This is a genomic window from Methanomicrobium mobile BP (genome assembly GCF_000711215.1).
GTDB classification, from domain to species: domain Archaea; phylum Halobacteriota; class Methanomicrobia; order Methanomicrobiales; family Methanomicrobiaceae; genus Methanomicrobium; species Methanomicrobium mobile.
Window position 1 is genome coordinate 25,145 of the sequence record NZ_JOMF01000009.1, and the last position, 26,179, is coordinate 51,323.

General features: G+C 50.2%; 28 protein-coding genes and 1 tRNA gene. 9 read left to right on the top strand and 20 right to left on the bottom strand.

The annotated features are described in order from the left end of the window. Positions 1 to 10: 10 nt before the first annotated feature. Positions 11 to 619 carry a hypothetical protein gene (locus T502_RS07490; RefSeq protein WP_042706591.1) on the top strand — a complete coding sequence of 203 codons (609 nt, stop codon included), beginning with the start codon at positions 11 to 13 and terminating at the stop codon, positions 617 to 619. Positions 620 to 818: 199 nt separating this feature from the next. Then, positions 819 to 1,013, top strand: a complete 195-nt coding sequence (locus tag T502_RS08955) for a hypothetical protein (RefSeq protein WP_157197497.1) — start codon at positions 819 to 821, stop codon at positions 1,011 to 1,013. Here T502_RS08955 and T502_RS07495 read toward each other — a convergent pair. The 3 genes from T502_RS07495 to T502_RS07505 all read right to left on the bottom strand — a co-directional run bounded on the left by T502_RS07495 (position 979) and on the right by T502_RS07505 (position 4,625). Further along, positions 979 to 1,935, bottom strand: a complete 957-nt coding sequence (locus T502_RS07495) for a hydantoinase/oxoprolinase family protein (RefSeq protein ID WP_084173146.1) — start codon at positions 1,933 to 1,935, stop codon at positions 979 to 981. The two genes, T502_RS08955 and T502_RS07495, sit on opposite strands and share 35 nt — an antisense overlap. 166 nt (positions 1,936 to 2,101) lie before the next feature. Beyond that, positions 2,102 to 2,986, bottom strand: a complete 885-nt coding sequence (locus T502_RS07500) for an ATP-grasp domain-containing protein (protein ID WP_042706592.1) — start codon at positions 2,984 to 2,986, stop codon at positions 2,102 to 2,104. A gap of 184 nt (positions 2,987 to 3,170) precedes the next feature. After that, positions 3,171 to 4,625: a CARDB domain-containing protein gene (locus T502_RS07505; protein WP_042706593.1), complete on the bottom strand. Its 1,455-nt coding sequence runs from the start codon at positions 4,623 to 4,625 to the stop codon at positions 3,171 to 3,173. Between the two features lie 224 nt (positions 4,626 to 4,849). On the opposite strand from T502_RS07505, the gene surE reads away from it, so the two are divergent. After that, positions 4,850 to 5,629, top strand: a complete 780-nt coding sequence (surE, locus tag T502_RS07510; protein ID WP_042706594.1) for a 5'/3'-nucleotidase SurE — start codon at positions 4,850 to 4,852, stop codon at positions 5,627 to 5,629. Between the two features lie 28 nt (positions 5,630 to 5,657). On the opposite strand, the gene T502_RS07515 is transcribed toward surE, so the two are convergent. The 7 genes from T502_RS07515 to T502_RS07545 form a co-directional block, all read right to left on the bottom strand. Then, complete coding sequence (locus tag T502_RS07515; RefSeq protein WP_052359249.1) at positions 5,658 to 6,113, bottom strand: HEAT repeat domain-containing protein; 456 nt, start codon at positions 6,111 to 6,113, stop codon at positions 5,658 to 5,660. A gap of 87 nt (positions 6,114 to 6,200) precedes the next feature. Further along, complete coding sequence (locus T502_RS07520) at positions 6,201 to 7,589, bottom strand: hypothetical protein (protein ID WP_157197498.1); 1,389 nt, start codon at positions 7,587 to 7,589, stop codon at positions 6,201 to 6,203. A gap of 78 nt (positions 7,590 to 7,667) precedes the next feature. After that, complete coding sequence (locus T502_RS07525) at positions 7,668 to 8,876, bottom strand: sugar-specific transcriptional regulator TrmB (RefSeq protein ID WP_042706596.1); 1,209 nt, start codon at positions 8,874 to 8,876, stop codon at positions 7,668 to 7,670. Further along, entirely contained in the window at positions 8,860 to 9,846 is a 987-nt protein-coding gene (locus tag T502_RS07530; protein WP_042706689.1) for a homoserine dehydrogenase, read from the bottom strand. Before T502_RS07530 ends, T502_RS07525 begins: the two co-directional genes overlap by 17 nt. Then, positions 9,843 to 10,373: an ACT domain-containing protein gene (locus T502_RS07535; RefSeq protein WP_052359266.1), complete on the bottom strand. Its 531-nt coding sequence runs from the start codon at positions 10,371 to 10,373 to the stop codon at positions 9,843 to 9,845. Before T502_RS07535 ends, T502_RS07530 begins: the two co-directional genes overlap by 4 nt. A gap of 162 nt (positions 10,374 to 10,535) precedes the next feature. After that, on the bottom strand, positions 10,536 to 11,360 hold the full coding sequence (locus tag T502_RS07540; RefSeq protein ID WP_042706597.1) for an NAD(+)/NADH kinase: 825 nt from the start codon (positions 11,358 to 11,360) through the stop codon (positions 10,536 to 10,538). A 65-nt stretch (positions 11,361 to 11,425) separates the two neighbouring features. Then, on the bottom strand, positions 11,426 to 12,202 hold the full coding sequence (locus T502_RS07545; protein ID WP_042706598.1) for a bifunctional fructose-bisphosphatase/inositol-phosphate phosphatase: 777 nt from the start codon (positions 12,200 to 12,202) through the stop codon (positions 11,426 to 11,428). A 79-nt stretch (positions 12,203 to 12,281) separates the two neighbouring features. Here T502_RS07545 and T502_RS07550 point away from each other — a divergent pair, with 79 nt between their 5' ends. Further along, positions 12,282 to 12,668, top strand: coding sequence for a translation initiation factor IF-5A (locus T502_RS07550; protein WP_042706599.1), 387 nt, complete (start codon positions 12,282 to 12,284; stop codon positions 12,666 to 12,668). A 207-nt stretch (positions 12,669 to 12,875) separates the two neighbouring features. Here T502_RS07550 and T502_RS07555 read toward each other — a convergent pair whose 3' ends face one another. The 8 genes from T502_RS07555 to T502_RS07585 all read right to left on the bottom strand — a co-directional run bounded on the left by T502_RS07555 (position 12,876) and on the right by T502_RS07585 (position 19,626). Beyond that, positions 12,876 to 13,562, bottom strand: coding sequence for an HAD family hydrolase (locus tag T502_RS07555; RefSeq protein WP_042706600.1), 687 nt, complete (start codon positions 13,560 to 13,562; stop codon positions 12,876 to 12,878). Between the two features lie 186 nt (positions 13,563 to 13,748). After that, positions 13,749 to 13,863: transfer RNA gene (locus T502_RS08960), tRNA-Met, on the bottom strand. 150 nt (positions 13,864 to 14,013) lie between these two features. Continuing rightward, positions 14,014 to 14,805 carry a YhbY family RNA-binding protein gene (locus tag T502_RS09225; RefSeq protein WP_084173150.1) on the bottom strand — a complete coding sequence of 264 codons (792 nt, stop codon included), beginning with the start codon at positions 14,803 to 14,805 and terminating at the stop codon, positions 14,014 to 14,016. Beyond that, positions 14,798 to 15,157: a ribonuclease P protein component 4 gene (locus T502_RS08670; protein WP_052359250.1), complete on the bottom strand. Its 360-nt coding sequence runs from the start codon at positions 15,155 to 15,157 to the stop codon at positions 14,798 to 14,800. The genes T502_RS09225 and T502_RS08670 overlap by 8 nt, the downstream gene beginning before the upstream one ends. Positions 15,158 to 15,432: 275 nt before the next feature. Next, positions 15,433 to 16,038 (bottom strand): phosphoribosylglycinamide formyltransferase, encoded by a 606-nt coding sequence (purN, locus tag T502_RS07570; RefSeq protein WP_042706601.1) that lies wholly within the window; start codon positions 16,036 to 16,038, stop codon positions 15,433 to 15,435. A 39-nt stretch (positions 16,039 to 16,077) separates the two neighbouring features. Beyond that, the gene (locus T502_RS07575; protein WP_052359251.1) at positions 16,078 to 17,367 is read right to left on the bottom strand and encodes a hemolysin family protein; all 1,290 of its coding nucleotides are present in this window, start codon (positions 17,365 to 17,367) and stop codon (positions 16,078 to 16,080) included. 148 nt (positions 17,368 to 17,515) lie between these two features. Beyond that, on the bottom strand, positions 17,516 to 18,679 hold the full coding sequence (locus tag T502_RS07580) for a sugar phosphate isomerase/epimerase family protein (RefSeq protein ID WP_042706602.1): 1,164 nt from the start codon (positions 18,677 to 18,679) through the stop codon (positions 17,516 to 17,518). 56 nt (positions 18,680 to 18,735) lie between these two features. After that, the gene (locus tag T502_RS07585; RefSeq protein WP_042706603.1) at positions 18,736 to 19,626 is read right to left on the bottom strand and encodes a DUF4357 domain-containing protein; all 891 of its coding nucleotides are present in this window, start codon (positions 19,624 to 19,626) and stop codon (positions 18,736 to 18,738) included. A 193-nt stretch (positions 19,627 to 19,819) separates the two neighbouring features. Between T502_RS07585 and T502_RS07590 the strand changes: the two genes are divergently transcribed. From T502_RS07590 to T502_RS07605, 4 genes are all read left to right on the top strand, one after another. Further along, positions 19,820 to 20,617, top strand: a complete 798-nt coding sequence (locus T502_RS07590) for a hypothetical protein (RefSeq protein WP_157197499.1) — start codon at positions 19,820 to 19,822, stop codon at positions 20,615 to 20,617. A gap of 86 nt (positions 20,618 to 20,703) precedes the next feature. Then, on the top strand, positions 20,704 to 21,276 hold the full coding sequence (locus T502_RS07595; protein WP_052359253.1) for a TMEM175 family protein: 573 nt from the start codon (positions 20,704 to 20,706) through the stop codon (positions 21,274 to 21,276). A gap of 240 nt (positions 21,277 to 21,516) precedes the next feature. Beyond that, positions 21,517 to 21,843: a nucleoside triphosphate pyrophosphohydrolase gene (locus T502_RS07600; RefSeq protein ID WP_042706604.1), complete on the top strand. Its 327-nt coding sequence runs from the start codon at positions 21,517 to 21,519 to the stop codon at positions 21,841 to 21,843. Then, entirely contained in the window at positions 21,833 to 24,325 is a 2,493-nt protein-coding gene (locus tag T502_RS07605) for a DEAD/DEAH box helicase (protein WP_042706605.1), read from the top strand. Before T502_RS07600 ends, T502_RS07605 begins: the two co-directional genes overlap by 11 nt. 106 nt (positions 24,326 to 24,431) lie before the next feature. Here the strand turns inward: T502_RS07605 and T502_RS08965 are convergent, their stop codons facing one another. Both T502_RS08965 and T502_RS07610 read right to left on the bottom strand, forming a co-directional pair. Further along, on the bottom strand, positions 24,432 to 24,683 hold the full coding sequence (locus T502_RS08965; RefSeq protein WP_211248154.1) for a hypothetical protein: 252 nt from the start codon (positions 24,681 to 24,683) through the stop codon (positions 24,432 to 24,434). Between the two features lie 137 nt (positions 24,684 to 24,820). Next, positions 24,821 to 25,159, bottom strand: a complete 339-nt coding sequence (locus T502_RS07610; protein ID WP_042706606.1) for a TfoX/Sxy family protein — start codon at positions 25,157 to 25,159, stop codon at positions 24,821 to 24,823. A gap of 480 nt (positions 25,160 to 25,639) precedes the next feature. Between T502_RS07610 and T502_RS07615 the strand changes: the two genes are divergently transcribed. Next, positions 25,640 to 25,891: a hypothetical protein gene (locus T502_RS07615; protein ID WP_157197500.1), complete on the top strand. Its 252-nt coding sequence runs from the start codon at positions 25,640 to 25,642 to the stop codon at positions 25,889 to 25,891. Positions 25,892 to 26,179: the final 288 nt, after the last annotated feature.

Consider the following 26,179-nt stretch of genomic DNA (forward strand, 5'->3'; position numbering starts at 1 on the left):
TAATCATAAAATGTCACAGGATGATGACCTCGATAACGAGATAAACGACGCAATCAAGAAGTTGTTCAAAGAGATGATGAAGGACGGCAGGTTTCCCTTTCAGGGGAAATTTTCCGTCATGATCTCCGGGGGCAGGATTCCTATTGATGTAAATCAGCCCAAGAAAGAATGCCCGGAGGATTGCGACGATTGCGAGGACGGGTGCCCGCACGCAGGGAACAGCGGACGCTATGTCACGAATCCGCACGGTAAGAAGGTCCGTTCATATCAGGGTTTATCAAGGATGAACACGGATTTTGTCGAGAAGAAGCCGTATACCGAGTATTACGAGACTGACGGCAAAATTCACGTCTCGGCGGATATGCCGGGTTCGGATCTTTCGAATACGGCAATCTCCGTGACCGACGATGTGAACGGTAATTACCTGAACATCACGGCGTTTACCGGCGATGTCAGGTATTCCGCGGTTGTGCACACTTCAAAGGTTAAGAAAGAAACCATGAAGTACATGTCCAGAAACGGTATTCTGGAGATCGCGGCAGATCTTGCGGATACGGATGACGGGATCGATATTGCAGAGATCTCCGAAGCCGTTCCCGAAGAAAAGAACGAAGAGTAGATAAACAGCTGAAAAACAACTGATAAACAGCTGATATTTTATTTATTTTTTTTAATTTTTTTTATTTTTCCGATTTTTTAAGATTTTAAGTATCCATTCCGTGTATTATTTCCTTTTTTCAATGAGTATTGCCGCACAATAAGGGCAGTATCTTTCGTCACCCGCGGTCTGCCAGCCGCATGAGGGGCATTCTTTGATTTTGGGGATTTGCTCTCCGCCGGTCGTATCCCCGTTTCCGTTGCTCCCGTTGCCGCTTAAGAAGGGTATCAGCGGTATGAACAGGAAAAGGAAGAAGAAGGGCAGTCCCGCGAGGAAGAGGATTGCGCTGAGTCCGAGCGAGCCGATGAGCAGTATCAGACTCAGAAGATACCGGTTCGTTTCGCTGCCTCCATGACGGCATGTGCTGGGAGTGCGTCGGCGAAGATTCCCGCATCGGCGTTGAGGTCGGTGCAGGGGATGTTCTCACCCGCAAAGAGTTTTGTCAGGATATGCGAGCCTATTCCCGCGGCGATTATGCTCTTTGAGTCCGTATCTTTCATTATGCGGCGAACTTCGCCGAGAATGAGGTCGGTCTGTTCTTTTACGAACGCGGCTGCGATCTCCTTCGCACCGCTCTCCCCTATCTCGGAGAGGTCGGAGCAGACGACTCTGGAGAGCCGCTGGAGCGATGCCGCATATGTCTTTTCGGCACCGTCGGCGGTGGGCACACTGTAGTCGCCGGCGGTTATGTTGCCGAGGACGAAGTGGGCATCGGCGCTCTGTGCGAAGTATTCGCTGCTGACAAAGGTGTCAAAGCCGTTGACGCGGACCTTTCGCAGGAGAGATGGGATTGTCGACCGCAGAGTGCCGGTGTAGACCAGATAGCCATTTCGAAGCCGGTCGAGATCGGTCATGCCCTTTAAGGATTCAAAGCGGTTCAGCGGGATTATGTCGCAGGTCGTGGTGCCGAAATCGACGAGAACGGCATTGGGATACCGGTCTTTGAGGAAATCGACGGATGCAAGCCAGTTTGCCGCCGCCAGAAGATGCGTGGGGCTGTCATAGAATCTGCCGTCCATGCCGTAGAACTTCGAGTCGGGGATTGCCTCCTTTACGGCGTTTACTATGAAGGCTATGCCTTCGTCCTTGTTTGCAAAGCCGTCGGCGAGCTCTCCGCTCATCACGACCGCGGCTTTTCTGCCGGCATACGGTTTTAACAGTTCGGTCAGCGGCGAGTCCTTCCACATCGGGCAGTAATGTATCTCAACCGCATTGCCCGTGCAGATCTTCAGGTTTGCGCCGCCGACGTCTATCCCGATTATATCGTTTTTATCCATTTTTTTCTGCCTCAGGTCTGATTTATGGTGATTTCTCAGGTGTATTCTCCGGTATATTCTCAATTCTCAAGTGTATTCTCAGGAATAATATCCAAATTCAATGATACTATCAATATTTTGTAATACATATTGTGTATTGCATTGACAGATTGCATTATCCTCTCAATCAGAGCCGTTTTACGTTGCCGTTTGTGTCAAACGAGACTCTGCCGCTTAAGTGAACGCTGTCGGGACCTCTGCCTCTGGAGCATTCGACAAGGATATCGGCGATCTCCTCTTCCATGACGCTGCATATGCCCACAAGGCTTGTTGTGGGCCGCGGGTTGACATCGACGACGTAGACCTTATCGGCGACGACGACGTCGATACCTGTATATCCCTGACATCCGAGGACATTGAGGGCTTTTACCGCCGTCGATATTATCTCGTCCTTTCTCGGATGATCGACGGGGGTTTCGCCGCCGCGATACGCAAACCTGCCGTTCTTCTCCTCGATATACTGCCGGTTGAGCGAGAGAACGAGCGGCTCTTTGCCGGTATATGACTCGCAGACCTCGCCCGTGACGCGGCTTCCGACAAGGCTTACGCTTAAGTTTTCGCCGACGATGAACTCCTGACCGAACTCGCCCTCCTGCGGTTCCTCATCGGCAAGACGCATGTTCTCTCCGTCGACGCCGCTGATCTGCTTTATCAGCCGCACTCCAGAGGATACTTCTTTGGGAACGGCGATGCCGTGCGACTCGAGGATGGCTCCCGTCCGCCGTTTGTTTGCGCAGAGCGCTATGTTGAGGCTGCCGCAGCCGATATTCCTCGTATTGTCCTCTATTATCTTTGTAAACCGTCCCAGTATCTTATCGGGGGCGATTACAAGACCTATGTCGCAGAGCGGCGCCAGTCGCTTAAGTTCCTCCGCGAAATCCCCTTTTTCGGGAGAGAGCACCTCATAACCGCACCTCTCGAAGCTGCCCCGCAGCGTCTCAAGCATTGCCCGCCCCTCCCCCGCAAGGGATGGGTCGTTCGATACGGTATATTCGGCAATTAATGCTTTCATCCGCTATATATTTGCTTTAAAATTACTTTAATGATGAGATCCTGTTCCGCGGTATTCGCATCGGCATTCGGCATTGTCATACGGCAACGGTATCGGGGAATAACATATCGCGGATTGTCCGCCGAAAAAAAGGAAAGGAAATGAAAGGAAAGAAAAAATAAATGTTTTATCGTATATCGGGTGCTTATTTCTTTGCACTCTCGGATTCGTCGCTCTCTTCGGCGTATTCGAATTCGATATCGGCGGAATTATCTTTGTTTCTGCTCTTGTCCTTATCCGCGTCTTTCCTGTCTTTGGAATCCTTGTCTTTCTTATCCTTGGATTCGGACTTCTTTGCATCGGCATCGTCGGCTTTCTTATCATCGGATTTCTTGTCATCCTCTTTAGCGCCGTCTTTTTCACCGTCTTTTCCATCGTCCTTCTTATCAGATGCGGATTCGCCGTAGTATTTCTCTATGAATTTCTCGGCGGCACTGCTGGGTCCGCTGCCGCTACCGCTGTCGGATTCGCCCTTCTCCGCCGCATTGGGATCGGTCGATCTGAGGTAAGATATCTTGGAACGCATCCATGCCATCTCTTTCGTACAGTTTTTGCTGACGCCGTAGAAGTAGCCGAGTGCAAAGGTGACTGCCGAGAGAAGAATGGCGAGAAGTCCGATTACCGAGCATGTGAAGATTGAGTTGCAGTTCTGGGTGTATGCCAGACAGGTATCGGCGGATACGACATCGGTCCTGGAACCGCCGGTGCCGGTTGTCGCGCTCTGCGACAGGCTCTCGGATGTGGGGCCCGCGGTTATCGTCGTAACCGAACTGTCGGCGGGGTTGTCGATGATGGCATCGAAGTAGTTGTTCTCGTGATTTGCCTCATCTACGGCCTTGTTTGCGTTGGGAGTGACTTCAATGAGGGATGAGGGACCGTTGTATTTTACATTGACGGGAACGAATACGGTGAGGCTCTTGCCTGCCGGCAGGAAACCGACTGAGTTTTCGGCAACCTCGGCGCCGTCGATCATTATCTTGGATACGCTTTCTCCGGCGTCGACGTCGCCGACGTTCTTAACGACATAGGTGATCTTTGTGATCATGCCGTCTTTGTAGTCGAAATCGGCGGTGACGCCCTCGATGACCAGATCGGGCTTGGGGTCCTCAACTGCCGCGACCGTTATCTCGGCAACCGGCCAGGTTTCGGGAGGGAAAAACTTGCCTCTGGCGGTTCCGCTTGTGACCGTAAACGAGGGTTTTATCTTCCAGACGCCCGCGATATCGGGGACGAAGGAGTCTTTTACGCTGACGTAATCTCCCTGCGATATGGTCTTTCCGACGTAGTTCGAGCCGAGGCGGTATGCCCTGCCTTCGGGGTTGACGATATCAAAAGTGAGTCCGCCGGGCTGATCGATGATCAACTGGTAGTAGGGTCCCGAGAGATAGCTCATCATCTGCATGACATTTACGGTGTCGCCGACGGAGACCTCCGGGTTTTCGCCGCTGACCCTGAAACTCTCGAGAGTGAGTCCCTGCGGGGTGGTTACGGGTTCGTTCAGAGTATAATAGTTGACTGTCGCCGCCGATACTCCGGCGATTCCGACAAACGCCAGAATAAGCAGGATTAATACGGACTGTCTGAAAATATTCGCTCCCATTGAAATCACAAATCACTATTATGTATATAGAGAAAAGGTCTTATACTTGTCTAAACATCGCGATATTTGCGGTCCCGATTCCGCAATCTTCGAATCCGCGTTTCAAACACTTAAAATGCAAAAAGGTTCATATCTAATATCATTCATCCGACGGAGTCGGTTTTGCAATATGACATTTTGCAATATGATATGATTTTGCAATATGATATAAGACATGGAGACATATGAGACCGAGAATACTTCTTACCAATGACGACGGCGTGACCTCCGAAGGTATCTGGGCGGCATACAATGCTCTTTCTGAGTTTGCCGACGTTACCGTCGTTGCTCCGTCGACGCAGCAGAGTGCCGTCGGGCGTTCGACCTCCGTTTTTGAGCCGCTTCGGGTTACAAAGGTTCAGATTAAGGGGCATGATGCGTATTCCGTCAGCGGAAAGCCCACGGACTGCGTCATTATCGGACTTTTTGCGCTTGATCTGAAGCCCGATCTTGTGGTTTCGGGGGTAAACATCGGAGAGAATCTCTCTTTTGAGTCGGTTATGACCTCCGGCACCGTGGGCGCCGCAATGGAGGCGGCAAATCAGGGGGTTCATGCGATTGCGTTCTCCCAGCAGGTCGACGATCAGAGCGAGAAGTTCGACGATCCGAGGCAGTCGCGGCTGAACTTCGACGGCGCCGTAAAGGTGATTGCGCATATATGCAGGGCGGTCTTCGATAAGGGTTTTCCGGAGGGCTGCCACGTTCTTAACGTGAATATCCCGATTGAGATCACCGGCGGCTACGAGGTCACGCATCTCGGCGAGAAGCTCTTCGTTACCGGCGTCGAGAAGAGGCTTGACCCGCGCGGCAGACCGTATTACTGGATTAACGGTCCGCTTATCGACGAGGCTCCGGAAGGGACGGATACCTATGCGCTGTATCACGGCAATATCTCGGTTACGCCGCTTACTCTGGATACGACGGCTTACAAATCGCTGGACGGCGTGAAGGAACTGATAAAATAATTATATAATAAAATCGGCGGAAAAAAGATTATTGGTTTTCTTCGAGTGTGGGTTCTATTCTGCCGATTGACTCAATCATTGCGGCTTTTGCCCTTTCGTCGGTCTCGGTTCCGGCGGCTTTCTTCAGCGACATGTAGGCGGTTTTTCCGCCGATATTGCCGAGCGATACCGCGGAGATGCGTCTTACATACTCGTTTTCGTCGGAGAGCATGCGGATGAGCGATAATGCAAGCTCTTTCTTCTTAAAATTTCCCAGACCTTTTGCCGCCATATACCTCACATGGTCTTTTTCGTCTGTAAGGAGTTTGGTAAGGTGGATGATTGCGGTCTCGTCGCCTATCAGACCCAGGACTTCGGCGGCACGGTATCGGATTACCCACTCTTTCGAGTCGAGGAGGTTTATCATCGGAAATACCGCTTTTCTGCCGCACTTTGAGAGTGCAATCGCCGCATCGTTTCTTACGGATTTTTCGGGATTACTCAATTGCGAGATATATTCATTGATTTGACTCTCAGTACACATGAATAACTCTCTTCTTTTTTGCTTAATAGTTGTATGTTTTCCGACAAATTACGGATTTTCGGATTCGCGGACGAGTCTTTCTTCCATGTCCGCGAGGAGGGCTTCCACGCGTCCGCGGTCGGTGTTGGCTTCTTCGTATCCGCTGATAAGTGTCATGCTTTCGCCGTATGTCGAGACGATTACTGAGAATCCCGGGGCATGGGAGATTACCGGCATGAAGAGGGCGTTTTCGAGTCGGATGGGAGTGCGGGTGCCGTCGGAGGCGGAGGACGGGACGGTGTCGTATCTGCGGGTGTCGAGGATGCCGATATTCGAGAATACGGGGTTGCTTGTGCATTCCGAGAGCCCCTTGTCCATGTGGAAGTTATAGTAGTCGCGGAGTGCCTTCAGTCCCGATTCGCGGATTTTTTCAACGCCGCAGATGAATCCCAGACCCATTATGCCGTTCCTGTGCCTGCGCACGGTCTCGGAAATCTTCGGGATTATCGCTTTTACGGGTGTGTTTTCGTCGCAGACGGCGGTGACCGTGAAGGCTGTCGACATGTTCATGGGGTTGTCTCCGTCAAAGCCGTAGTATCGGCGGATATCGCCGGCGGTAAGCACGCATTTCGGTGATTTTTCGTCGGAGACACAGCCGCAGGACTTCTGAAGGGAGATGAGGAAGGCGCCGACCGTGAGGTCGTTGATTGTTGCGCCGTTTCTTTTGCCGAATGCTTTTATCTTCCTGAAATTCTCGGGGGATATCGTGCGCACGGAAAAACGCGGTCCGCCGCGGGGATATTTTCCGGTGTAGTCGAATGTGTTTCCGCGGCTTACGTCGCCGCAGACAAAAGACCAGTTCGGCTCGAAGGATATTTCGGTTAATTTCGCGGCTTCTTCGCGTTGTTCACGCGTAAAGCGGTCGGGGATGGATTTTGTGTCGCGGGGATACCAGCCGCGGTATTTCGGAAGATAGGTCGGGTCTTCAGCCAGCCGGATATAGGTCTCCATTACGGCGGATGTGACCGAGATATTGCCGTGTGCGTCCGCAAATCCGTGATGCCCGACAAATATCAGTATATCGCCGCGGGGGCCCTCATCCCGATAAAGATCAAGCCTTACCTGCGGAGCGCTCCTCACGTCAAGGGGCTTGGGAGGGTTTGAAAAGATCTCCGTGATCTCTTTCGGATACTTCTGCATCGTGAAATACGGCTTGAAAGATGACTTCGGCATCTTCTCCCAGAAGGCTTCGTCTTCTGTCTCGAGATAGCGGGAAGAGAGATGCGGGTCGGCGTCTATCGTCAGAAGGACGGCTTTTTCGAGGAGTTTCTCGTCGAGCCTGCCGCCGTATTTCAGCATGTAATACATGGTCGGTTCGTAGAGTTTTTCGAACCAGACATTGACGCTGTCCAATAACGGAGCGTTTATTCGGGTGTTTTCATTATTTTCGGGCGTCATGTTTTCTATCTTTGTGTTCCGCGATATTATAGATGACCCATTTCGGCAGACGATCCGTTTCGATCCGTCCTGCGAGGTTCATGGCGAGGTTGCGGCGGGGCAGAGGAGGATGCGGGTCGCAAGTCCGCAGAAGGATACGGCGGCAACGGCGCCGACGACTCCTTTTCCGCCGCGGATGAAGAGGTTCTCCTTTGCGGCGATATCCGGGATTTCGCTCTCCGCGATTACTCTTTCGCGGACGGAGAATCCGAATCCGCGCAGGGGCTCGGAGATTACGAAGCCTTCCTTGACGGCGATGCCCCAGTTATCGGAGAGGGATTCGTCCTCGACGAATCTGGCGGCAAGCTCCTTTACTTCGTCCGCAACTTCAGGCAGAACGGCGAGTTCTATGAAACTGCACGAATTTCCCGCCGTGCATTCCAGCGCGGGGTTGAGCATGACGACGCGGTGCGATATGGGTATGACGCCGTTCATCTTGCCGAGATACTGGAGAAGTCCGAGAGCGAGCGCGAAGGTGGCGCCGCCTTCTTCGGAGTCGGTATCGTCTATGCCGATGATGAGATGCTTCATTGCCCGCGTCAGGATTTCGCCGGTGATAATGTCCCTGCCGGACGCTTTTTTGCCGTCCGCGGTCACGCCGGCGCCGTCACGGGACTTTGCACCGCGGATTCTTATGTCGCAGACACCTTCGGCGGTCTTCATCATCTCGGTGAGGGAGTAGGCGGGTCCTCCGAAGCAGCGTATCTGCTGCACAATCATATCGCCTTCACGCCTGACATCGGAGATTCCGACGGCGGAAAGCGGGAACGAGCCTATCTTAACGGCATCGGGGCTTTCGTTGGCGTTGGCGTCGTCACCGCCTTTGCCGCCGCTGCTTATTCCGCCTTTCAGCGCCGCATACTCAATAAGGAACATGCCCTCGCGGTGTCCGCCGAAGACCGCTCCTTTTGCCAGGGAATGGTGGTAGGTGCAGAAAGCCGCACAGCCGGCACTGCGGCATTCGTGGTAGATTGCCACGCGGTCTTTGTCGACGGTGGTAAAGATTCTCTTGCATGAGCTTTGAAGCATCACGCTCCGCGCCATGTATTTCGCGGGATTTCTGCCGCGTTTCTCCTCTTTTACGAGGACGCATTTCTCATCCGCGAGACGGTTTACCCAGTCCTGAACCGTGCTTCGCGGAAGTTTCGTCACGCATTCTATGTCGTGAACGGTAAAAAAGCCGTTTTTGAGGGTGCATTCCCTCATTAAATCGAGAAGTTCGCGCCTTTTCTCAATTACGCCCGCCATGATTTTCCTTTATGTAGAGCAGGTCCGAGATGATTGCGCTCGCGGTCTCAAAGGATCCCGCACCCTTTCCGATTAGGGTCACGTCCCCTGCCAGATCCGTTCTTGCGGTCACGGCGTTGAGTGTGTCCTTGACGACGAGGATGTGGTTCTTCGGAAGGATTCTGGGCGCTACGCTGAGGGTTTCCCGCTCGGCATCGATCTCGCCTATGAGGCGGATTGTCTTGCCGTCCTCGAGTGCAAGTCCGATGGCATCCGAGGACATGTTGTCGATTCCGGTTATCTCCACGTCGTCGAGGGTCTTGTCGAAGCCGAGGACGGTATTTGCGAGGATCACGAGCTTTATCGCGGCATCTATGCCTTTTATGTCGTATGTGGGGTCGCTCTCGGCATAACCGAGTTCGCGGGCTTCGAGGAGCGCCTGCTTGTAGGTGAGTTTCTCGTCCGACATCCTCGTGAGGATATAGTTGCAGGTGCCGTTGAATACGCCGTAGATCTTCTTTATTTTGTTTCCGGCAAGTCCGTGCTGGAGGGCGTGGATTATCGGGATTGCGCCGCAGACCGTAGCTTCGTATTTCAGAAGGCAGTTGTTCTCGTCCGCCATCTTCTGAAGGGACTTGAATTCCAGGGCAATCGGACCTTTGTTCGAGGTTACGACGTTCTTTCCGCGCGAGAGTGCCGCTTTTATGTAGTCGAGCGCCGGCTGTCCGGTCGCGGCGTTTGTCGGCGTTACCTCGACGAGGACGTCGTATTCGGCGGTCTCGATTATCTTCTGCGGCGTTATCGAGGTGTCGCCGCAAAGACCGGTCTTCTTCTTCGCCAGAAGGACTTTGGCGACGTTGAGTCCTTTGTTGTCGATGATTCCGCTTTTCGAGTCGGCGATTGCGGTTATGATGATGCCGAGGTTTTTGTCGGCAATTATCTTTGCGAGTCCCTTGCCCACCGAGCCGAAACCGAGGATGGCTATCTTCAGTCTGTCCATGTTATATTGTCCCCCGAATCGAAATTGAAGCCTTCTCCCTCCAGAGGCTCGACAATAAGCAGATTCTTTTCTTTGGCGATCTCGCGGAGTTTTATCATGGCTTCGGTGATTCCCTGTATGCTGTCGGATTTGAGGATCATCTTAGCCGATGTCGGCTCGTTAATTGCCGGCATTATCATGGAGAGTTCGCCTACTTCCGCCGATCCAGTGGCGTCTATCTGCTCGACGGTGTCGCTCATGTCGGTGTGGATGAGGTGTCCTATGAGGATTACGGATTTTCGTATCAGATAGCGCTCTTCGTCGATTCTGACTATGGATACGTCGCTTTTTTTGAGTTCTTCCTTAAGCTGTTCGAGTTTTTGTCTTTGTATGTCTAAAGTAATCTCTACGTCGAGCGTCCCCGACGTGGAGAGCGGATCTCTTTCGTGGATGACCGATCTGATGTTTCCGCCGAGATCCGAGATCGGTTTGAGCGCTTTGACGAGCTGCCCGGGAGAGTCCGTTACTTCAAGTTTCATTGATATCTGCATTATCAATCAGTACCTTTATATGAGTTGTTTCCCTTTCTATAGTTTGTTTCCCTTTCTATGAGTTTGTTTCCAAGCTGATATGTTTTCCATATTGCTTTCTTTACTGTTATTATGTTTATGAATTATCCATGATTAACGCTGTGAATCGTCTCAGAGATTTTTGAGTTTGCTGTCGACTTTGGCGAAGAAGTTCTTGCCGAGGTTGACGAAGAGCGCAGGTTCCGAGGATTTTTCGAAGGATATCTCGCTGCCGTTGGAGAGTTCGGTGATGTGCTGACCGTCTAGGACGAGGTCGGCGGGGTTGGGGCTGTCGAATTCGACAACGAGGCGTCTGCGGCTGCTGACCACGTGCGGACGCGACGAGAGATAATAGGGCGCAAGCGGGATTATCAGGAAGTTGTCGGTCCACGGGTCGACTATGGGACCGCCGGCGCTCATGGCATAGCCCGTGGAGCCGGTCGGCGTGCTGACTATTATTCCGTCGGCACGGAATCTTTCGGCGGGGACGCCGTCTATGTTGATGATGAAGTGGAGGATTTTTGCCGGGCGCGATGTCGCAATAACCGCCTCGTTTAGGGCATCTCCGGCGTATTCGCCGTCCACGAGGACATGCAGGCGCATACGCTCTTCTATGAAGTATTTCCCCTCCTCGATTTTGCGTATGTAATCCGTTGCCTCGTCGGGGTCGAGTTCGGTCAGAAATCCGACATGCCCGCGATTTATGCCGACTATGGGGATCTGTTTCCTGAGCTGTCTCACGGTATGAAGGACGGTGCCGTCGCCGCCGATTACCACGGCGATGTCGGCGGAGAGTTCGGATATGTCGGATATCGCCGTTCCGCTTATCCCCGCGGCATTGGCGGTGTTCCTTTCCATGACGGTCTCATGCCCGCGCCCGCTTAAGTATTCGGATACGGTCTTTGCAAGCGTTATTGCTTCTGCGTTGTCGGGTCGTGCCACGATTGCGAATTTCATCTTTATCACCCCGTTTTCGTTTTGGGTCTGTTTTTTTGTGTTTGTGTTGTCCGGCGCTTTTTTCTTTATCTCAGGTATTCGACGGCTTTGTTGTGAATTTTGCCGTTGGTGGCTATGAGGCACTGACCGCGGCTTACGTCGTCGGTGAAGTGCACGGGCTGCCCGTTCTTGTCGGTTACCCTGCCGCCCGCTTCCGTGCAGAAGAGGATTCCTGCCGCGGCATCGGTCACGCGCAGGGTGTTTCTGAGGTCTATGAAGCCGTCGAGCCTGCCGCAGCCGACATAGCAGAGTTCGAGTGCGGATGCGCCGTAGAGTCTCCAGCGGCGGATTTTCGTGCCGATTTTAAGGATGGTCTCGGGGTCGAACTTCTTGCAGTAGACGCTGATTGTGCTCTTCTCGAGGAGGTTTGTCGCGGAGACGTTTACCCGCTTTCCGTCACGGTATGCGCCTTTTCCGAGTTCGGCGTAGAAGGTTTCGCCGTGTGCGAGGTCGCGGACATATGCCTTTTTTGTGACTCCCGATTCGGCGTATGCGACCGAGAGTGCGTAGAACGGGTTGCCGGTGACGGCATTGTGCGTTCCGTCGACGGGGTCGAGGTAGATGGTTCCGGTGCTTCCGCCCATGTCGATGTGCCCTATCTCTTCGCTGATGAGATCTTTGCACGGACAGTCGCGCCTGAAGCATTCTATGACGATTTCCTCGGCGATTTCGTCGATGGCTTCGGTGGGGGTACCGTCCGCGCCCATTTTGATGACGTTTCCGCCTTCTTCCGTCCCTATTAGCGGCGATATCGCCGCAGTTACCTTTTCCGCCGCGGTCTCACAACACTCTAAAAATTCCATTTCGTACTCCGGTTAATGAATCATTATTCGCTTAGTTTATTTAAGTTGTCAGTAATATAATATTAGAGTTTGATCAATCATGAAAGAACAGACTGAAATTGGTAAGCTAAAGGAAGGACGATATGTTGTCGTCGATGATGAGCCGTGTAAGATTTTGAGCATCGCTATCTCAAAACCGGGTAAGCACGGTGCGGCAAAGTCAAGAATGGATGTTGTAGGTATCTTTGACGGCGTTAAGCGCTCAATCGTCCAGCCGGTCACGGCAAAGACCTATATCCCCGTCGTTGAACGCTGTATCGCTCAGGTTATCTCGATTGCGGGCACAAGCGTCCAGCTCATGGATGCCAAGACATTCGATATGTTCGAGCTTCAGGTCAGCGAGGATGTCGCGGCAAAGCTCGTCGCGGGAACCGAGGTTCCGTATATCGCGTCGCTCAACAAGAAGAAGCTTGATATCGACGAGTAATCGGTCGGGTTTCGTTATATTAGATATCAGATTAAAAGGACAGCAGTCTTTTATGCGTTGATGCGTTGATGAAATGCTTCTTTTGAGGCGTTTCGGATACAATATCAATATTATTTCACTTTCTGCCGGATTTTAAGTTTCGGAGTTCGGAGAAGAGTTTTGGTTTAAGTTTTTTTGACTTTTTCAGAGAGTCGGGTTGCCGCGTTCTTATTTGAGGCTGAGAATGCCGGCGAGTTCGCCGAAGTTTTCTATGGTGTAGTCGGGGATGACGTCTTTTGCGGGTATTTTCATCCAGTCGCCGTATTTTGCGTAGACGCTTGTCATGCCGAGTCTGTTGGCGGGTTCGACCTCGCGGCGGAGGCTGTCGCCGACGACCATGGAAACACCCGCGGCTGCGCCGAGCTTTTCAAGGGCATAGAGGAAGGTGGGAGGCTCGGGTTTTCTCGCGCCGGATATGTCGGGGGAGACTGCGCAGTCGAAGTATTGCGCGAGGTTGGTCTTTGTCAGCCGCTTTTTGGCCTGAGAGCTTTCGGCGTCGGTGATGATTGCGGTCTTTATCCCCGCGCTTTTTATCTTTTCGAGTGTGGGGACAACGTTGTCGTAGAGGACGAGGGAGTTGAGTTTTACGCTCTCGTAGATGCAGACGGCGGTTTCGTAGTCGGCTTCGTTATAGATGCCGTTGTCTTTCATGAATTTCTCGATGTTGGCGTGGTTTTCGTAGCCGAGACCGCTGTTTAAGAAGTAGCGCATGAGGTCCCAGTCGGTACCTTTGCCCAGAAATTCGCAGATCTTTCCGCACGAGGCAATTTTCGCGGCGGCGAAATCGAAGAGGGTGTTGTCCATGTCGAAGAGTATGGCGGTTATTTCCGTTTTTGCCGCTGTGCAGGTGTTCATGATACTTTCTTGTATTTTTCCCTAAATAAATGCGGCGAAGTTGACCAAAATTTATCCTGACCGAAAATCCGCGCCTATTGCACCCGCAGGCGTTTTGCGGGTTTGCGGACGCAGGCGTATGCGGATAAGAGTTGTCAAAATGCGAAATGAAATTTCAAAGAAAAAATTGGGGTTTTACCCCGCGTATGCCGTCGACGGGACCCGAACCCGCGACCTCCAGATATCTCAGATATCAAAGCGCCCCGAAATGTGCTCAAAAACCCTATGAGTCTGGCGCCCTAACCAACTAGGCCACGACGGCACTTCAGTTTTTTGCCGTTGGTTTGGTGCACACAAAGTGCATATTTAAAACGACGGATAATTTATTAAAGTTTATGATATTCACCTGCGGCGACGGGACCGCAGGGTGCCGATGCGGGTCGGTGACGGGGCAAAGGCGGGTCAACTGCGGTCAGTGACGGCGTTTGTCGGGCGAGATCTTCTGTCTGCTCTTTGTGGGCCGCATCTTGGAGGGTCTTTTTGCGCCGCTCTGCGGGCGGTGTGCGCCGGAGTTCGAGGGTCTGCCCGCGGGGCGCGTGCGTGGTCTGCCGGCACCCGGGTTGCGGCGGTTTTCGCCGCGGTCGCCCTGTGAGTCGCGGCATCTGCTTCCGGTATGTCCGGAGTAGGGGTTTCTTCTCTCGCTGTTTATCGAGTTCTTCGGCATGTAGCCGAGTCTTGAGTCCGAGGCGCCGTATCTCTGCGGCGTGTGAGGGGCAAAGGATCTTGCCGACGCGGACGAACGTCTGCCGCCGAAGTCCTCACCGCCATAGTCGTCGTAATCGCCGTATCCGCGTGAGGGACGGGCATAGGATGATGGTTTGCCTGCGGAATATGAGGGTTTGCCGGCTGTCTTCGGTCCCGGGGATTTTGAGGAGCCGGACTTTGAGGGCTTGTGCGCCGGTCTGCTGCTGTTTTGTCCTGCCGCGGCGTCCGTATGGCGCGATGCCGTATCCCTTCCCCTTGCCAGAACCATGGTCCTGCCGCGTGCCTGAAGGAGGATTGTGCCGCTTTCTTCGGCGACGGCTTTCGGGTCGATGTCGGTGTTCCTGAGCCATTTGACCTTGATTATGTCCTCGGTCTTTGTCTGGCGGCGAATCTCTTCGATGATATTGTCGGTGCAGCCCATCTTTCCTATCCACAGGGTTGCTTTCAGCTCATGCAGGTCTTTGGGGGTATATTTATTGTAAGCCTTGTCGTTACTCATTATTTTTCCTCTCCGGCAGAGGATAACGGCGGATTGCGCCGCAATTCTCGCATGTCACGATTACTTTGTTCCTGTATATCCTTGTCTTCACATTGCGCCCGGGCATAAAAAAACTGTTGCACTTGCGGCAGAAATAACGGTTATACGGTTTTTTAATGCGGATTCTGTACTTCATTGCGAGGGTTCTCGCATGTTTTACGCAGGTTGCGCAGAATGTCCCGTACGCCGTGCCCGTTGCGCCGTTCCCTTCGGCTCCGGCATTTCCGGCATGCTCTATTGCAAGCTCAAAGAGCCGGTTTATTCTTTCTTCCGCCAGGGAACGCTGTTTTACACGGTCGTTACGTCTTGCCATATTCGCTTTTTTATGCGTCGTTTACGTTTTATACGTCTTATACGTCTTATGCGTCTTATACGTTTTTTACGCTTTTTACGTCTATTACGTTTTTATGCGCCTTTTACGCGCTTTTTTGCGTCGCTTCTTCCCGATTGTGCGCAGCGGTTATCTCCCGCCGGTGTGCTTCTCTATTGTTTTCAGTTACGCGTCTCTATATATTGCACATGCAAAGGTATAATACACGCGGAAAATCACACGGAAAAAGGTCGGTTATTGAATGTTGTTATTGAGTGTTATTCGAGGATTCTTACCCTGCGGCCTTCGAGGACGAGTCTGTCGTCGCAGAAGAGTGCGAGTGCCTTGGGAAGCGCGATATGCTCTTCTTTGAGGATTCTCTCGGCAAGGGTGTCTTCGTCATCGTCGTCGAGGACGGGGACGACGTGCTGGAGGATGATTGCGCCGCTGTCCATGCCTTCGTCGACGAAATGGACGGTGCAGCCCGCGACTTTTACGCCGTATTCGACCGCCTGCCGCTGGGCGTGCAGTCCCGTGAATGACGGCAGGAGTGCGGGGTGGATGTTTATCATCCGACCTTTGAAGGCTCTTGCGGTCTCGGTGTCCAAGAGGCGCATGTAGCCTGCGAGGACGAAGACGTCGGGGTTTACCTCCGCCATCGTGCGGCGGAGCTCGGTGTTGTAGTCGTCGCGGGTCTTAAAGCTGTTGAAGTCGATGATTTTTACGGGGATTCCCGCTTTTTCCGCACGCTCTATGGCGTATGCATCGGGCTTGTCGGTGATGAGGCAGACGATTTTTCCGTTGATACTGCCGTCTTTTACCTTTTCGATTACGGACTGAAAGTTTGATCCTCTGCCGGAGGCGAGCACTGCGATGCGTTTCATGTATACTTATTGGTTTTTATCGGAAAAAAAGTGTGTTCTTCATTCCCCTTCTTCGTTGTCGTATTCTTCGCAGCCTGCGTCAGTGTCGCATTCCTTCGGGACGGTTACCTGTATCTCGACGATCTTTCTGCCGCGCATTCTGAGGACCTGCATGGTTATGCCGTTTTCGAGCGTTATTACCTCGTTGCTCTTCGGTATGTGTCCGAGTCTGTTGGTGATGAGTCCGCCCATGGTCTTGTAGGATTCTTCGGTGGGCAGGTTGAGGGAGAGTGCGTCGTTTATCTTGCCAATCGGCGCCACTGCGTTGATTATGTAGACGCCTTCGCTTATGTCGCGGATTTCGGGTTCTTCCTCGTCGAATTCGTCCATGATCTCGCCGACAAGCTCCTCGAGGATGTCTTCCATGGTGATGAGTCCCGCAAACGAGCCGTATTCGTCGGCGACGAGGGCGATCTGCATCTTGCGGTTCTGAAGCTCGTTTAAGAGGTCGTCGATCTTCTTGGTTTCGGGGACGAAATAGGGTTCGTAGACGAGGTCGTCGATGGTTGCGCCGGCTTTTTTCTCGTAGATTGCCGAGAATATGTCCTTTACGTTTAAGATGCCGGTGATGTTGTCGGTCTCTTCGGAGTAGACGGGGAGTCTTGTGAAACCGGTTTCGTTGAACATGGCGACGGCGTCTTCGAGGTTCTTTGTGTGTTCTATCATGCAGACGTCGCCGCGCGGGGTCATGATTTCGCGGGCTACGGTGTCGGAGAATCTGAAGACGCGGTAGAGCATCTCGTGTTCTTCCTCCTCGATTGTGCCGCTTTCTTCGCCGACGTCGATCCACTGCTTGATCTCTTCTTCGGTGACTGTGGGGGCGAGTTCGGCGTCGATCTTGAAGAGTTTTTTGAGTCCGTCATAGATCAGGAAGACGGGGGTGAGGATGTATGAGAGGATTAGGATGAATTTTGCGGCGAAGAGGGCTACTTTCTCGGGGTTCTTGGCGGAGTAGGTCTTGGGTCCTATCTCGCCGAAGATGAGCATGAGTATGGTTACGACTCCGGTTGCTATGCCTACTCCGATGTCGCCGTAGATGTTTAGGGCAACGGCGGTGGCTATCGATGCGGCGCCTATGTTCGCGATGTTGTTGCCGACGAGGATGGTGATGAGGAGGTGGTCGGTGTTCTGTTTGAGTTTGGCTATCGCTCTTGCGCCGCGTTTTCTGGATTCGAGGAGTGCTCTGGTCTTGGCGTGGTTTATGGAGACGAGCGCTATCTCCGAGCCGGAGAAGAATGCGGAGAGTCCGAGGCAGATTACAAAAAGAGCGATGTTCAGGTTGTCAATCATTTTTTATTGTATTGTCGGGATGTTTTTCTGCTGTCCTATATATCTTGTAAAGGATAGCTGATAAATTATACGCGGCATTTTACGGGGTTTGTGTCCGATCTTACAAATTCTGCCTGTGAATCGCCGATTTTTCATGTCAATCGCCGACTTACCCTTCAAAGATTGCCTTGAGCAGACCGATTTCGCCGGCGATGAACTCTTTCTTTTCTTTGAGTGTGAGGGTCTTTCCGAGGTTGAGGTCGTCGATTTCGAGGGTTATGTGCCGCCTGTATCCGCAATCGGCGAGGTATTTAAGGACTTCCTGTGCCGCGGGGCTTTGGGATACGGGGAGATGGACGCGGTTTGATTGGGTTCCGCCGGCGTGGACGTTGACGATTTTGTCGAAGTACATGTCTATGTATCGGATTGCGTCTTCCGTTGTTTTTTCGCCCGCACCCGCCAGCGCATGGGAGATGTCGAAGGTGAAGCAGAGGGGTTCGTTTTCACAGCCGCGGCTGTCGCTGTCGCTGTTGCCGTTGTTGCCGTTTCCGTTGCCGCCTTTTACGGGGAGCATGTCATTCATTTTGAGGTATCTGAACGCGATGTCGTCGGGTTTTTCTTCGCATTCGTAGTTGTTGTAGTAGCCGCATACGCCGCCGTCGAGGAAGTATTTCATCTGTTCGGGGTCTGTGAGCAGGGCGTTGACTGCGGGCTGCATGTTCTCGATTGCGACCATCACGCCCGCACCCGCACCATCATACGCACATGCACCCGCATCCGCACCCGCGGACTGCTCCGGCGATGTCTTCGCTTTCGCCTTGAGTTCCTTTCTCGCGGCATCTATGCTGTCGAGGAAGCGGCAGAGTTTGAGGTAGTCGTAGACCCCGGGCTGCCGTTTGGCTGTCCTTCGTCCGGGGTGGAGGGTCAGGACTTCGGCGCCGAGGTTGTGTGCCGTTATCAGTGCCCGCCTTGCCCAGAGTGCGGAGACGCGGGCGATGTCGGGATTGACCGAGCATGGGTTGAGGTCGAGAACGGGGGTGTGGACGGTTATGGGGGAGAGCTGCGGGAATCTGCCGAAGAGCTCTTTGAGGTATCGGTCGGCGGCGGTGTCGGGGTTTGACATGTAGTCTTTGGGCATCTCGTTGACCCAGAATACGGGGGTTTCGAGCCAGAATTCGACGGAGTCGCATCCGGCACTCAGGGCACTGCGCAGGATGTCTTCGAGTGTGTATTCGTGGAAGAACATCGTCGAAACCGAGTATTTGGGATGTTTTCCGGTTCGGGATGCCTTTTCCGGTTCGGGTGCGGGGGGTTTCGAATCGGCGGCGGACATTTGTATCTTCTGAAAATAGGGTGCGGTATGGGATAATATCTTTGTTTCGAGCAATTTCAGAGCAGGTCTTTGAGGGGTATTCTTTCGTCCGTTTTCCATTCGACATTGCCGTCGAAGGATCTGCCGGTGAGGAACATGCCGGCGGCGCTCGGGGAGTCGAAGGTGAGGTCTTCCATGAGTATGCCGTCGACGATCTTTCCCTGATGTTCGAGTGTCCGGCGCTGGATGCCGATTTTGTCGTTTATGCTTCTGGATATGTTTGCCGAGAGTTTTGAGCCTTTTCTGAGGATTACATGCCGCTTTGTCGTTTTGCCGCAGAGGACGGGTATCTCCGCCCAGCCGTAGCAGCTTTTGTCGTTGCGGGTGTAGAAGAAGATGTCGGTCAGTTTGTCCGACCACATCCAGTCGTTCTTTGCGGGTGCGGAGAGGTTGGTCCTCGGGAATATCATGTAGGGGAAGCAGCGGAGGTAGGTGATTATTTCTCTTTCGTATTCTTCGCATCTGCGCAGCATTTCGGCGTCGAGTTCGTAGTGCTTCCTGCGGTATTGTGCGTTGCAGTCGGATTCTGCGGGTGCGGGGGAGAGGTTGACGAAGTTTGTCCTCAGGTATATGTCTTCGCAGACGGCGTTTTCAAGGTATCCGAGTTCGCCCGCGGTGATCTCGCGGCTGCACCTGAATGCCGCCGCGGTGTGCCACTTTGAGTCGAGTTCGCCGGAGTGGGTGTTTTCGAGGCGGCGGTATATTGTTTCGTGACCGGACTGGTCGACGTAGAGGGAGTCGGTGCCGATGAGGAGCATGATTATGCCTCTGCCGTCGAGGAAGTCGGCGTATTTTTTGAGGTCTTCTCTTTTTACCCTGAGTGCCCGGAATGCCGGCGAGCCTTCGAGTTCCATGGTGATGTTGCCGTCGTATGTGCAGTCTTCGAGATGGATATTTACGCCCGACATTTGTGGATAGGGTTAGTTTTACCTTTTAATATCATTTGCGATTGTGCGGGTTCATATTGTTGTATCAATTCGCGGATTCGGGGGGATAACGGCGTGATTTCGGGGGTGGCGGGGGCGGTATTATTTAATCGGATGACCAATGTATATGCAGGTCATGTCCCGCAGGCGGCGGGGATGACCCGGGGAAGTGTGTATGGATCTTTTAACCGAGATGTTTAATCGCCACGGTACCGTTTCCGATAGGGTGAAGTCGGTTGAGCAGCCTGACGGCGGGTTTCTGAATCCGGCGCTGATGACCGTTACCGTGCAGGGCGAGGGCGATTGGGTTCTTAATCGCGATGAGTCGACAAATCCGGATCTTACGGAGACTGCGGTCTACTACCTATGGATGTTCATGCTGGGCAGACCTGCGGAGAAGGCTTTCGGTACCTGTCTGTATGCGGCGATTATGGATGATCAGGATGATATTGCCCGGGAGATGATCTCGGGCATAAAGAAGCTTGACAGGGATTCGGTTGTCAATGCGGTGAATGTCTGCGGGTTTGACGTCTGTTACAAGGCGGATGTTCCTTATACCGAGGTCGACATGATGATGCCGGATGATGCGACGATAGACAACATTATCGTGATGGTGAAGCGTGCGCTTGCGTTCTCGGAGGAGCAGGGTCTGGCTTCGATAGGTCCGGTCGGGTTCGACGGGGGTTATTCGGCTACGGTGAGGAACGGGTCGGGTGATTTCATGACGGTGGATACGATATGGAATTTCAGGACTTCGTGGTCGATGCCGGATGAGAGGGATACTCTGCGTGTGCTTATGTACTGGCGTCTTTTTATGCATTCGAGCTGTTCCGAGTCCGAGAAGAAGAGGGTTCGGTTTATCGGCATCTTCAATCCCCGGCGCAACGAGGTTTACCGCATTCCCGTTGCGAACATTCCCGACGATCTCATAGTGACGCTCGACAGGGATGTTATAGAATACAGGGTTGTGTGACGTTGTTCAGAAGCGCGGTTATTAAATCTTTTATTACATATTATCTCCGTTGATGCGGCGGCGGTGATGTTACGGAGAAGAACCGATTGGAGGCTTTCAGCGACGGCGTTCTGGCGATTATAATTACGATTATGATTCTGGAGCTGAAGATGCCGGGGGGCAGCGGCGTTGAGGATCTGCTGGCGCTGGGTCCGACGATACTTGCTTATGTCCTGAGTTTTTTCTTTATCGCGATTTACTGGGTGAATCATCATCTTATTCTGCATGACGTGACGAATGTCAACAGGAAGATTCTGTGGTGCAATATCGGGTGGCTCTTCGTGATGTCGTTTATTCCGTTCGGCACCGCATGGGTGGGTTCGTATCCCGATTCATGGACGCCGGTTACGCTTTATTTTGCGGATATGTTCCTTGCCTGCATTACTTTCCATCTGATGTATTATCTGATTGCCTGCGAGAACTGCAATAACGGCAGGTTCCGCCTGACTCCGCGCAGTATCATCAGTATTCTTACCTACTTCCTTGCCATGCTCCTCGGCGGCATTAATCCGCCGGCGGCATACGTCGTTGTTGCCGTTGTCTCCGCATGGTGGATCTTCCCCGAGAACGGTAAAGACGAAACGGCAGGCTTCTGCGAGAGGTGCCAAGTGGGCAAGTGATTGTGAGACGATGGTTGAGGGGTAAAGCATGAGGTTATATTCCTATGGTTAAGGGGTAAAGCATGGGATTATAATCCTATGGTGTGAGGTTGGGGCACTGTACGTACTTTTTTTGGCGGCTTTTCGGCGGCTTCGCCATTTTCCCCGCAATATCACAGGTGTAAAAAATGAACTTAATATGCTACCCAAAATAAAATAAATGATTATGCAGATTTGATATTTAGGAGGGAGGCTTAAATAATGAAAATATATAACAAATTAGTCAGGGACAAAATTCCGGCAATTATTATTGCTGATGACGGAAATACTTGCAAAACGAGAATTCTGGACGACGATGAATATTTGCAGTGTCTTAATACAAAACTGCAAGAAGAATTGAAAGAGTATCTTGAAAGCGGGGATGTCGAAGAACTTGCGGATTTAGAAGAAGTAGTTAGAGCAATTCTGGATGCGAAAAAAGTAAGTTATGACGAATTTGAAAGAATAAGATGTGCAAAAGTTGAAAAACGGGGAGCATTTAAAGAAAAAATATTCCTTGAAAGTGTAAGTGAACCCGATGATCGATAAAGAATATATTTGTAAACTTGGTCTGGAATTTATTGATGAGTACTCATTTGATGATGCTCATTGCTCTTTTGTGTTTAAGAAAGATGCTACTTGTTTCATCGTTGATGACAATATTTGCGCAAATGACAGGAAAGTCGTTTTTGATTATTCAAAGTATTGCGAAATGCAGAATAAATACATGGCTCTTTTCGATAAACTTTACAGAGTTAACATAACAAACAGAGATGATTACAGGTATATTGAAGAATGGTTAAGCAAAACTCCAAAAGATATCGAGATAAATGATGATGGGGGGTCATTTGACGTTACTCATACGGATAACACTCCGATTGAAAAAACATTTGAAGATTTGTTTGTGGAAACCTATGGAGATAATGCAACAGAGTATTTGAAGAAAGAGTATGCTGTTTCGTTAAACAATGGCAGAAATGCCTTTGTAGATTATGTTATAGAAACCAAATCAGGAAACTACGCTATTGAAGAAAACGGAGTTCGCTATCATCACCCCTGTATTATCGGCAATAAAGCATATTCAAGACAATTGGAAAAGCAAAATACATTAAACCTGTATAATTTCAAAGTTTTCCGTTTTTCATCACAAAACCTGTCTTTCAGAGAGCAAACAATAGACAATATCAGGCTTTATCTGGGAAACAAAGATAATTTCATAAATTCCGTTGTAATCAAAGAAGAGAGAAAATTCAAACTTTACGAGCATCAGGAAGCAATTTTAAACGAGATTAATCAATCCAGAAAAGAGGGAATAAATACCGCACTTGTCGTAATTCCGACAGGTACGGGAAAATCTCAAATTGTTATCGAAGATTTGAAAAATCTTGCCGAAAACGGACAGATACATAATGTTCTGATAATGGTACCGTCAATAATGGTCAGGGAAGATTGGCTGCAACGATTAAAGATTTTTGACGGCAGACTTCAAATTGATGTTAAATTTTATAACACGGTTTTCCTTGAAAAGAATGCTCTTGAAAAAGAATATTACGATTACATTGTGTTTGATGAGGCTCATCATGCACAGGCGGCAAATTGTAAAAAGACATTACAGTATTTCACTCCAAAATTCCTGATAGGACTTACGGCAACGCCCGAAAGATTGGATAGAAGGAAACTCGATGAAATCTTTGGTCAATATGAAACTAAACTGACATTAAGAGAAGCCATTGAAAAAAAAGTCATCTCAAATATCAGATGTTATCGCTTAATCAGCAATATCGATTTAAGTGAAGTCAGATACAACGGAAAAGATTACAACTATGCTGACCTTGAAAAAACACTTATCATCGATTCAAGAAATGAACTCATAGTAAACACGATTGTCAAGTATTTCGAGCCGCATGATAATTTCTATAAGCAAGGCATTGTTTTTTGTGTAAATGTTCAGCATTGCAAAAAACTTGAAAAACTCTTAAATCAAGCAGGAATAACCGCAAGAACTGTTTATGGCGGCAACAAAGAGAATGAGAAAATCGTTGAGAAATACAGGAATAAAGAAATCCAATTCATATTAAGTTGTCAGGTAATAAGCGAAGGCTGGGATTGCCCGCAAACAGAAATTGTCGTTATGGCAAGACCTACACTTTCAAAAGTGCTGTATCTGCAACAAATCGGTCGCGGTGTCAGAAATTATCCCGGCAAAGAATGTCTTTACGTTGTTGATGTCGTTGATAATTATGAAGGCAAACTTACACCCTGGAATTTCAATTCATTATTCAAGATTTCAAAATATTCCGATTTTGCGGGAGTAATAAACAATAATTCAGAATATTTGGATATTTTGGGATTGTCCGAACAGGAAATTTCAATGCAGGAAATTGATGTCTTTACATTTGAAGAAAAATACAAAGATTATCTGTCCTTAGAACAGGCGGCAAGAGAATTGTTTGTCGGAACAAATACTCTTGCAAAATGGGCTAAAACCAATCCCGAATTTTCAAGTCTGGCACTCCCTATCGGCAACAAAATAATGCCGTATTTTTCAAGAGATGATTTGGTTAAAATAAGAGTTGCAAAGGATTTGAAAGAACACAACGAAAATACGATATTACAGGACTTTATTGATTTTATTGATGAAAACACTTTGACCTACTCTTTCAAGCTTATTTTCATGATAAACATGCTCAGGCTTGCAGACAGCGAAGGCGAAGTCAATATTGACAATTTAATGGATAATTACATCTCTTTCTATCAAGACAGAATTGACAGAAATTTGCAGGTTGACAGAAGAGGTTGCGTATTTGATTCAGAATATTTGAAAGACAGAACAAAGGTCAAAAAGAGCATACTTGACAATCCTTTTGAGAAATTTGAAAGGAAAAGATTTGTCTATTTCAGCAAAGACCTGAATGTACTTTCATTTAATCCTGCACTGTGGCAAAATTTAACCAACGAACTCAAAGAACAGGTAATTGAGAAAGAGCAGGACTTTCTCAGAGAGTATTACAAAAATATGGGCGGATTATAATGCCTATTGTCCCCCCACAAAGTCAGAATTGAACTTCTTTGAACTTCAATCATCGGGATGACAATTGTCATACATATGTCGGCACACCGTTTTTCCCCAAGATCGCTCATTTCTTCCTTCTTTTCCCTTTCGGCGCCGGAAGCTCTTCGTACATCGCCTTTACGAGTTCGCAAAGGAAGGTTGCGTCGTCGATATTTTCCACTGGAAATGATGGGGTTCCGCCGGTGTAAGGAAGTTCCTTCACGGCATCCGGCATGGGACATGGGGTATGGGGTATGGGGCATCCGGCATCATGGCGGCGGCTGACTTCACGGGCTTGACAGGAAGGCGGTCGTCGTAAAACCTGTCGGGATTCCACTGAGTTCTCGGATGTCACTTAATTTTGAACTGCCGAGGATTCCTCGGTAGTTGAAACATGTAGGGTTCCACTGAGTTCCTTTCAGTTGCGTTTATCCTTTCCGGCGTTCCGATGCATGGTGCCTTTCCCCCCGTCCCCTACTTCTTCCCTTTCCCTCGTTTCGTCTTCGGTTTCGGTTCTGGAAGTTCCTCATACATTGCCCTGACAAGTGCCGTCAGAAAGTCGGCATCATCGACGTTGTCCGCAAGAAGCATCGGCTTTGCTCCCTCGTAGGGAAGTTCCTTCACGGCATGGGGCATCATGGCGGCGGCTGACTTCACAGGCTTGACAAGAAGGCGGTCGTCGTAGATACCGCCGAAGATCTTACCCTTATAATAGAGAATATACTCCCCCATCATAGGTCGGAATGTGATCTCCGGCGACAGATCGGAGAGCTGTTCCAGAACGAAATCGAGATAGGATCTGCTTGACGGCATCGGCAATACGTATAATACTTAATTCTGACCAAAATAAAACTTCTCAAATCGGGCAGGCGGGAATTATGGATATCCCAAGATTTTCCGGACGGTGTCTCATGAGATTTTCCGGACGGTGTCCGGAAAATGTGTAAGCGGGAAGGATGTTCACCCGCGGCAGTGTTTACCGGCGGGTCACGATTAATATTATATATGATTGCGAAAAATGCCCCACAGCCCAAATACCGCATATCCCGCATATAATTGCAATTACTCTCCGGTTTGACCACATTCAAATTGTGCCGACAGTGTTGGCACAATTCATTGTATAAAAGATTGATGATGCAATATCCTATAATCTCCTCACTCTCCGACCGACTCTGATTCAGTATCTTAAGTTGGTTACAGTTTGTAACCAACCGGCATTTGAGATCACAAATTGTGATCACAAACAAACGGTTACAAGTTGTAACCGGTTGAACCCGGTGATCTTCACCTCCTTTGAACCTGCCGGAATTTCCGGACAACTGCCTGCACCCTCACGAACTCATGAGGTGGTCAAAAGAAAAAACAGGTGGTCATAAGGGTTATTTTGCGAAATTACAGGTGGTCAAAAGGGTTATTTTCATAAAAATGCAGGTGGTCAAAAGACAAAAAAACGGCAATACAGGCTGTTTTCGGGCTGAACAGGTGGTCAATAAGGTGGTCAAAAGAATTTTACAGGTGGTCAAAAGAAAAAACAGGTGGTCATAAGGGTTATTTTACGAAATTACAGGTGGTCAAAAGGGTTATTTTCATAAAATTGCGGGTGGTCAAAAGGAAAAACAGGTGGTCATAAGGGTTATTTTGCGAAATTATTGGTGGTCAAAAGGGTTATTTTAAGAAATAACAAGCAATTCCGAGTTTTTTTTCGGAGACTTTCAGGTGCTCAAAAGGACATTTCAGTTGTTGCAAAAAATGCAACAACTGCCCCGCACTTACACAATATATAAATATCAGACATTGTGGGGACGCGTCACCACAATGTCTCATATATAAATG

Coding starts and splice junctions, on each gene's coding strand:
- T502_RS07490 (WP_042706591.1), top strand. CDS start 11: ATGTCACAGGATGATGACCTCGATAACGAGATAAACGACGCAATCAAG.
- T502_RS07495 (WP_084173146.1), bottom strand. CDS start 1,935: ATGGATAAAAACGATATAATCGGGATAGACGTCGGCGGCGCAAACCTG.
- T502_RS07500 (WP_042706592.1), bottom strand. CDS start 2,986: ATGAAAGCATTAATTGCCGAATATACCGTATCGAACGACCCATCCCTT.
- T502_RS07505 (WP_042706593.1), bottom strand. CDS start 4,625: ATGGGAGCGAATATTTTCAGACAGTCCGTATTAATCCTGCTTATTCTG.
- surE (WP_042706594.1), top strand. CDS start 4,850: ATGAGACCGAGAATACTTCTTACCAATGACGACGGCGTGACCTCCGAA.
- T502_RS07520 (WP_157197498.1), bottom strand. CDS start 7,589: ATGACGCCCGAAAATAATGAAAACACCCGAATAAACGCTCCGTTATTG.
- T502_RS07525 (WP_042706596.1), bottom strand. CDS start 8,876: ATGGCGGGCGTAATTGAGAAAAGGCGCGAACTTCTCGATTTAATGAGG.
- T502_RS07535 (WP_052359266.1), bottom strand. CDS start 10,373: ATGAAACTTGAAGTAACGGACTCTCCCGGGCAGCTCGTCAAAGCGCTC.
- T502_RS07540 (WP_042706597.1), bottom strand. CDS start 11,360: ATGAAATTCGCAATCGTGGCACGACCCGACAACGCAGAAGCAATAACG.
- T502_RS07545 (WP_042706598.1), bottom strand. CDS start 12,202: ATGGAATTTTTAGAGTGTTGTGAGACCGCGGCGGAAAAGGTAACTGCG.
- T502_RS07550 (WP_042706599.1), top strand. CDS start 12,282: ATGAAAGAACAGACTGAAATTGGTAAGCTAAAGGAAGGACGATATGTT.
- T502_RS07555 (WP_042706600.1), bottom strand. CDS start 13,562: ATGAACACCTGCACAGCGGCAAAAACGGAAATAACCGCCATACTCTTC.
- T502_RS09225 (WP_084173150.1), bottom strand. CDS start 14,805: ATGAGTAACGACAAGGCTTACAATAAATATACCCCCAAAGACCTGCAT.
- T502_RS08670 (WP_052359250.1), bottom strand. CDS start 15,157: ATGGCAAGACGTAACGACCGTGTAAAACAGCGTTCCCTGGCGGAAGAA.
- purN (WP_042706601.1), bottom strand. CDS start 16,038: ATGAAACGCATCGCAGTGCTCGCCTCCGGCAGAGGATCAAACTTTCAG.
- T502_RS07575 (WP_052359251.1), bottom strand. CDS start 17,367: ATGATTGACAACCTGAACATCGCTCTTTTTGTAATCTGCCTCGGACTC.
- T502_RS07580 (WP_042706602.1), bottom strand. CDS start 18,679: ATGTCCGCCGCCGATTCGAAACCCCCCGCACCCGAACCGGAAAAGGCA.
- T502_RS07585 (WP_042706603.1), bottom strand. CDS start 19,626: ATGTCGGGCGTAAATATCCATCTCGAAGACTGCACATACGACGGCAAC.
- T502_RS07590 (WP_157197499.1), top strand. CDS start 19,820: ATGGATCTTTTAACCGAGATGTTTAATCGCCACGGTACCGTTTCCGAT.
- T502_RS07600 (WP_042706604.1), top strand. CDS start 21,517: ATGAAAATATATAACAAATTAGTCAGGGACAAAATTCCGGCAATTATT.
- T502_RS07605 (WP_042706605.1), top strand. CDS start 21,833: ATGATCGATAAAGAATATATTTGTAAACTTGGTCTGGAATTTATTGAT.
- T502_RS07610 (WP_042706606.1), bottom strand. CDS start 25,159: ATGCCGTCAAGCAGATCCTATCTCGATTTCGTTCTGGAACAGCTCTCC.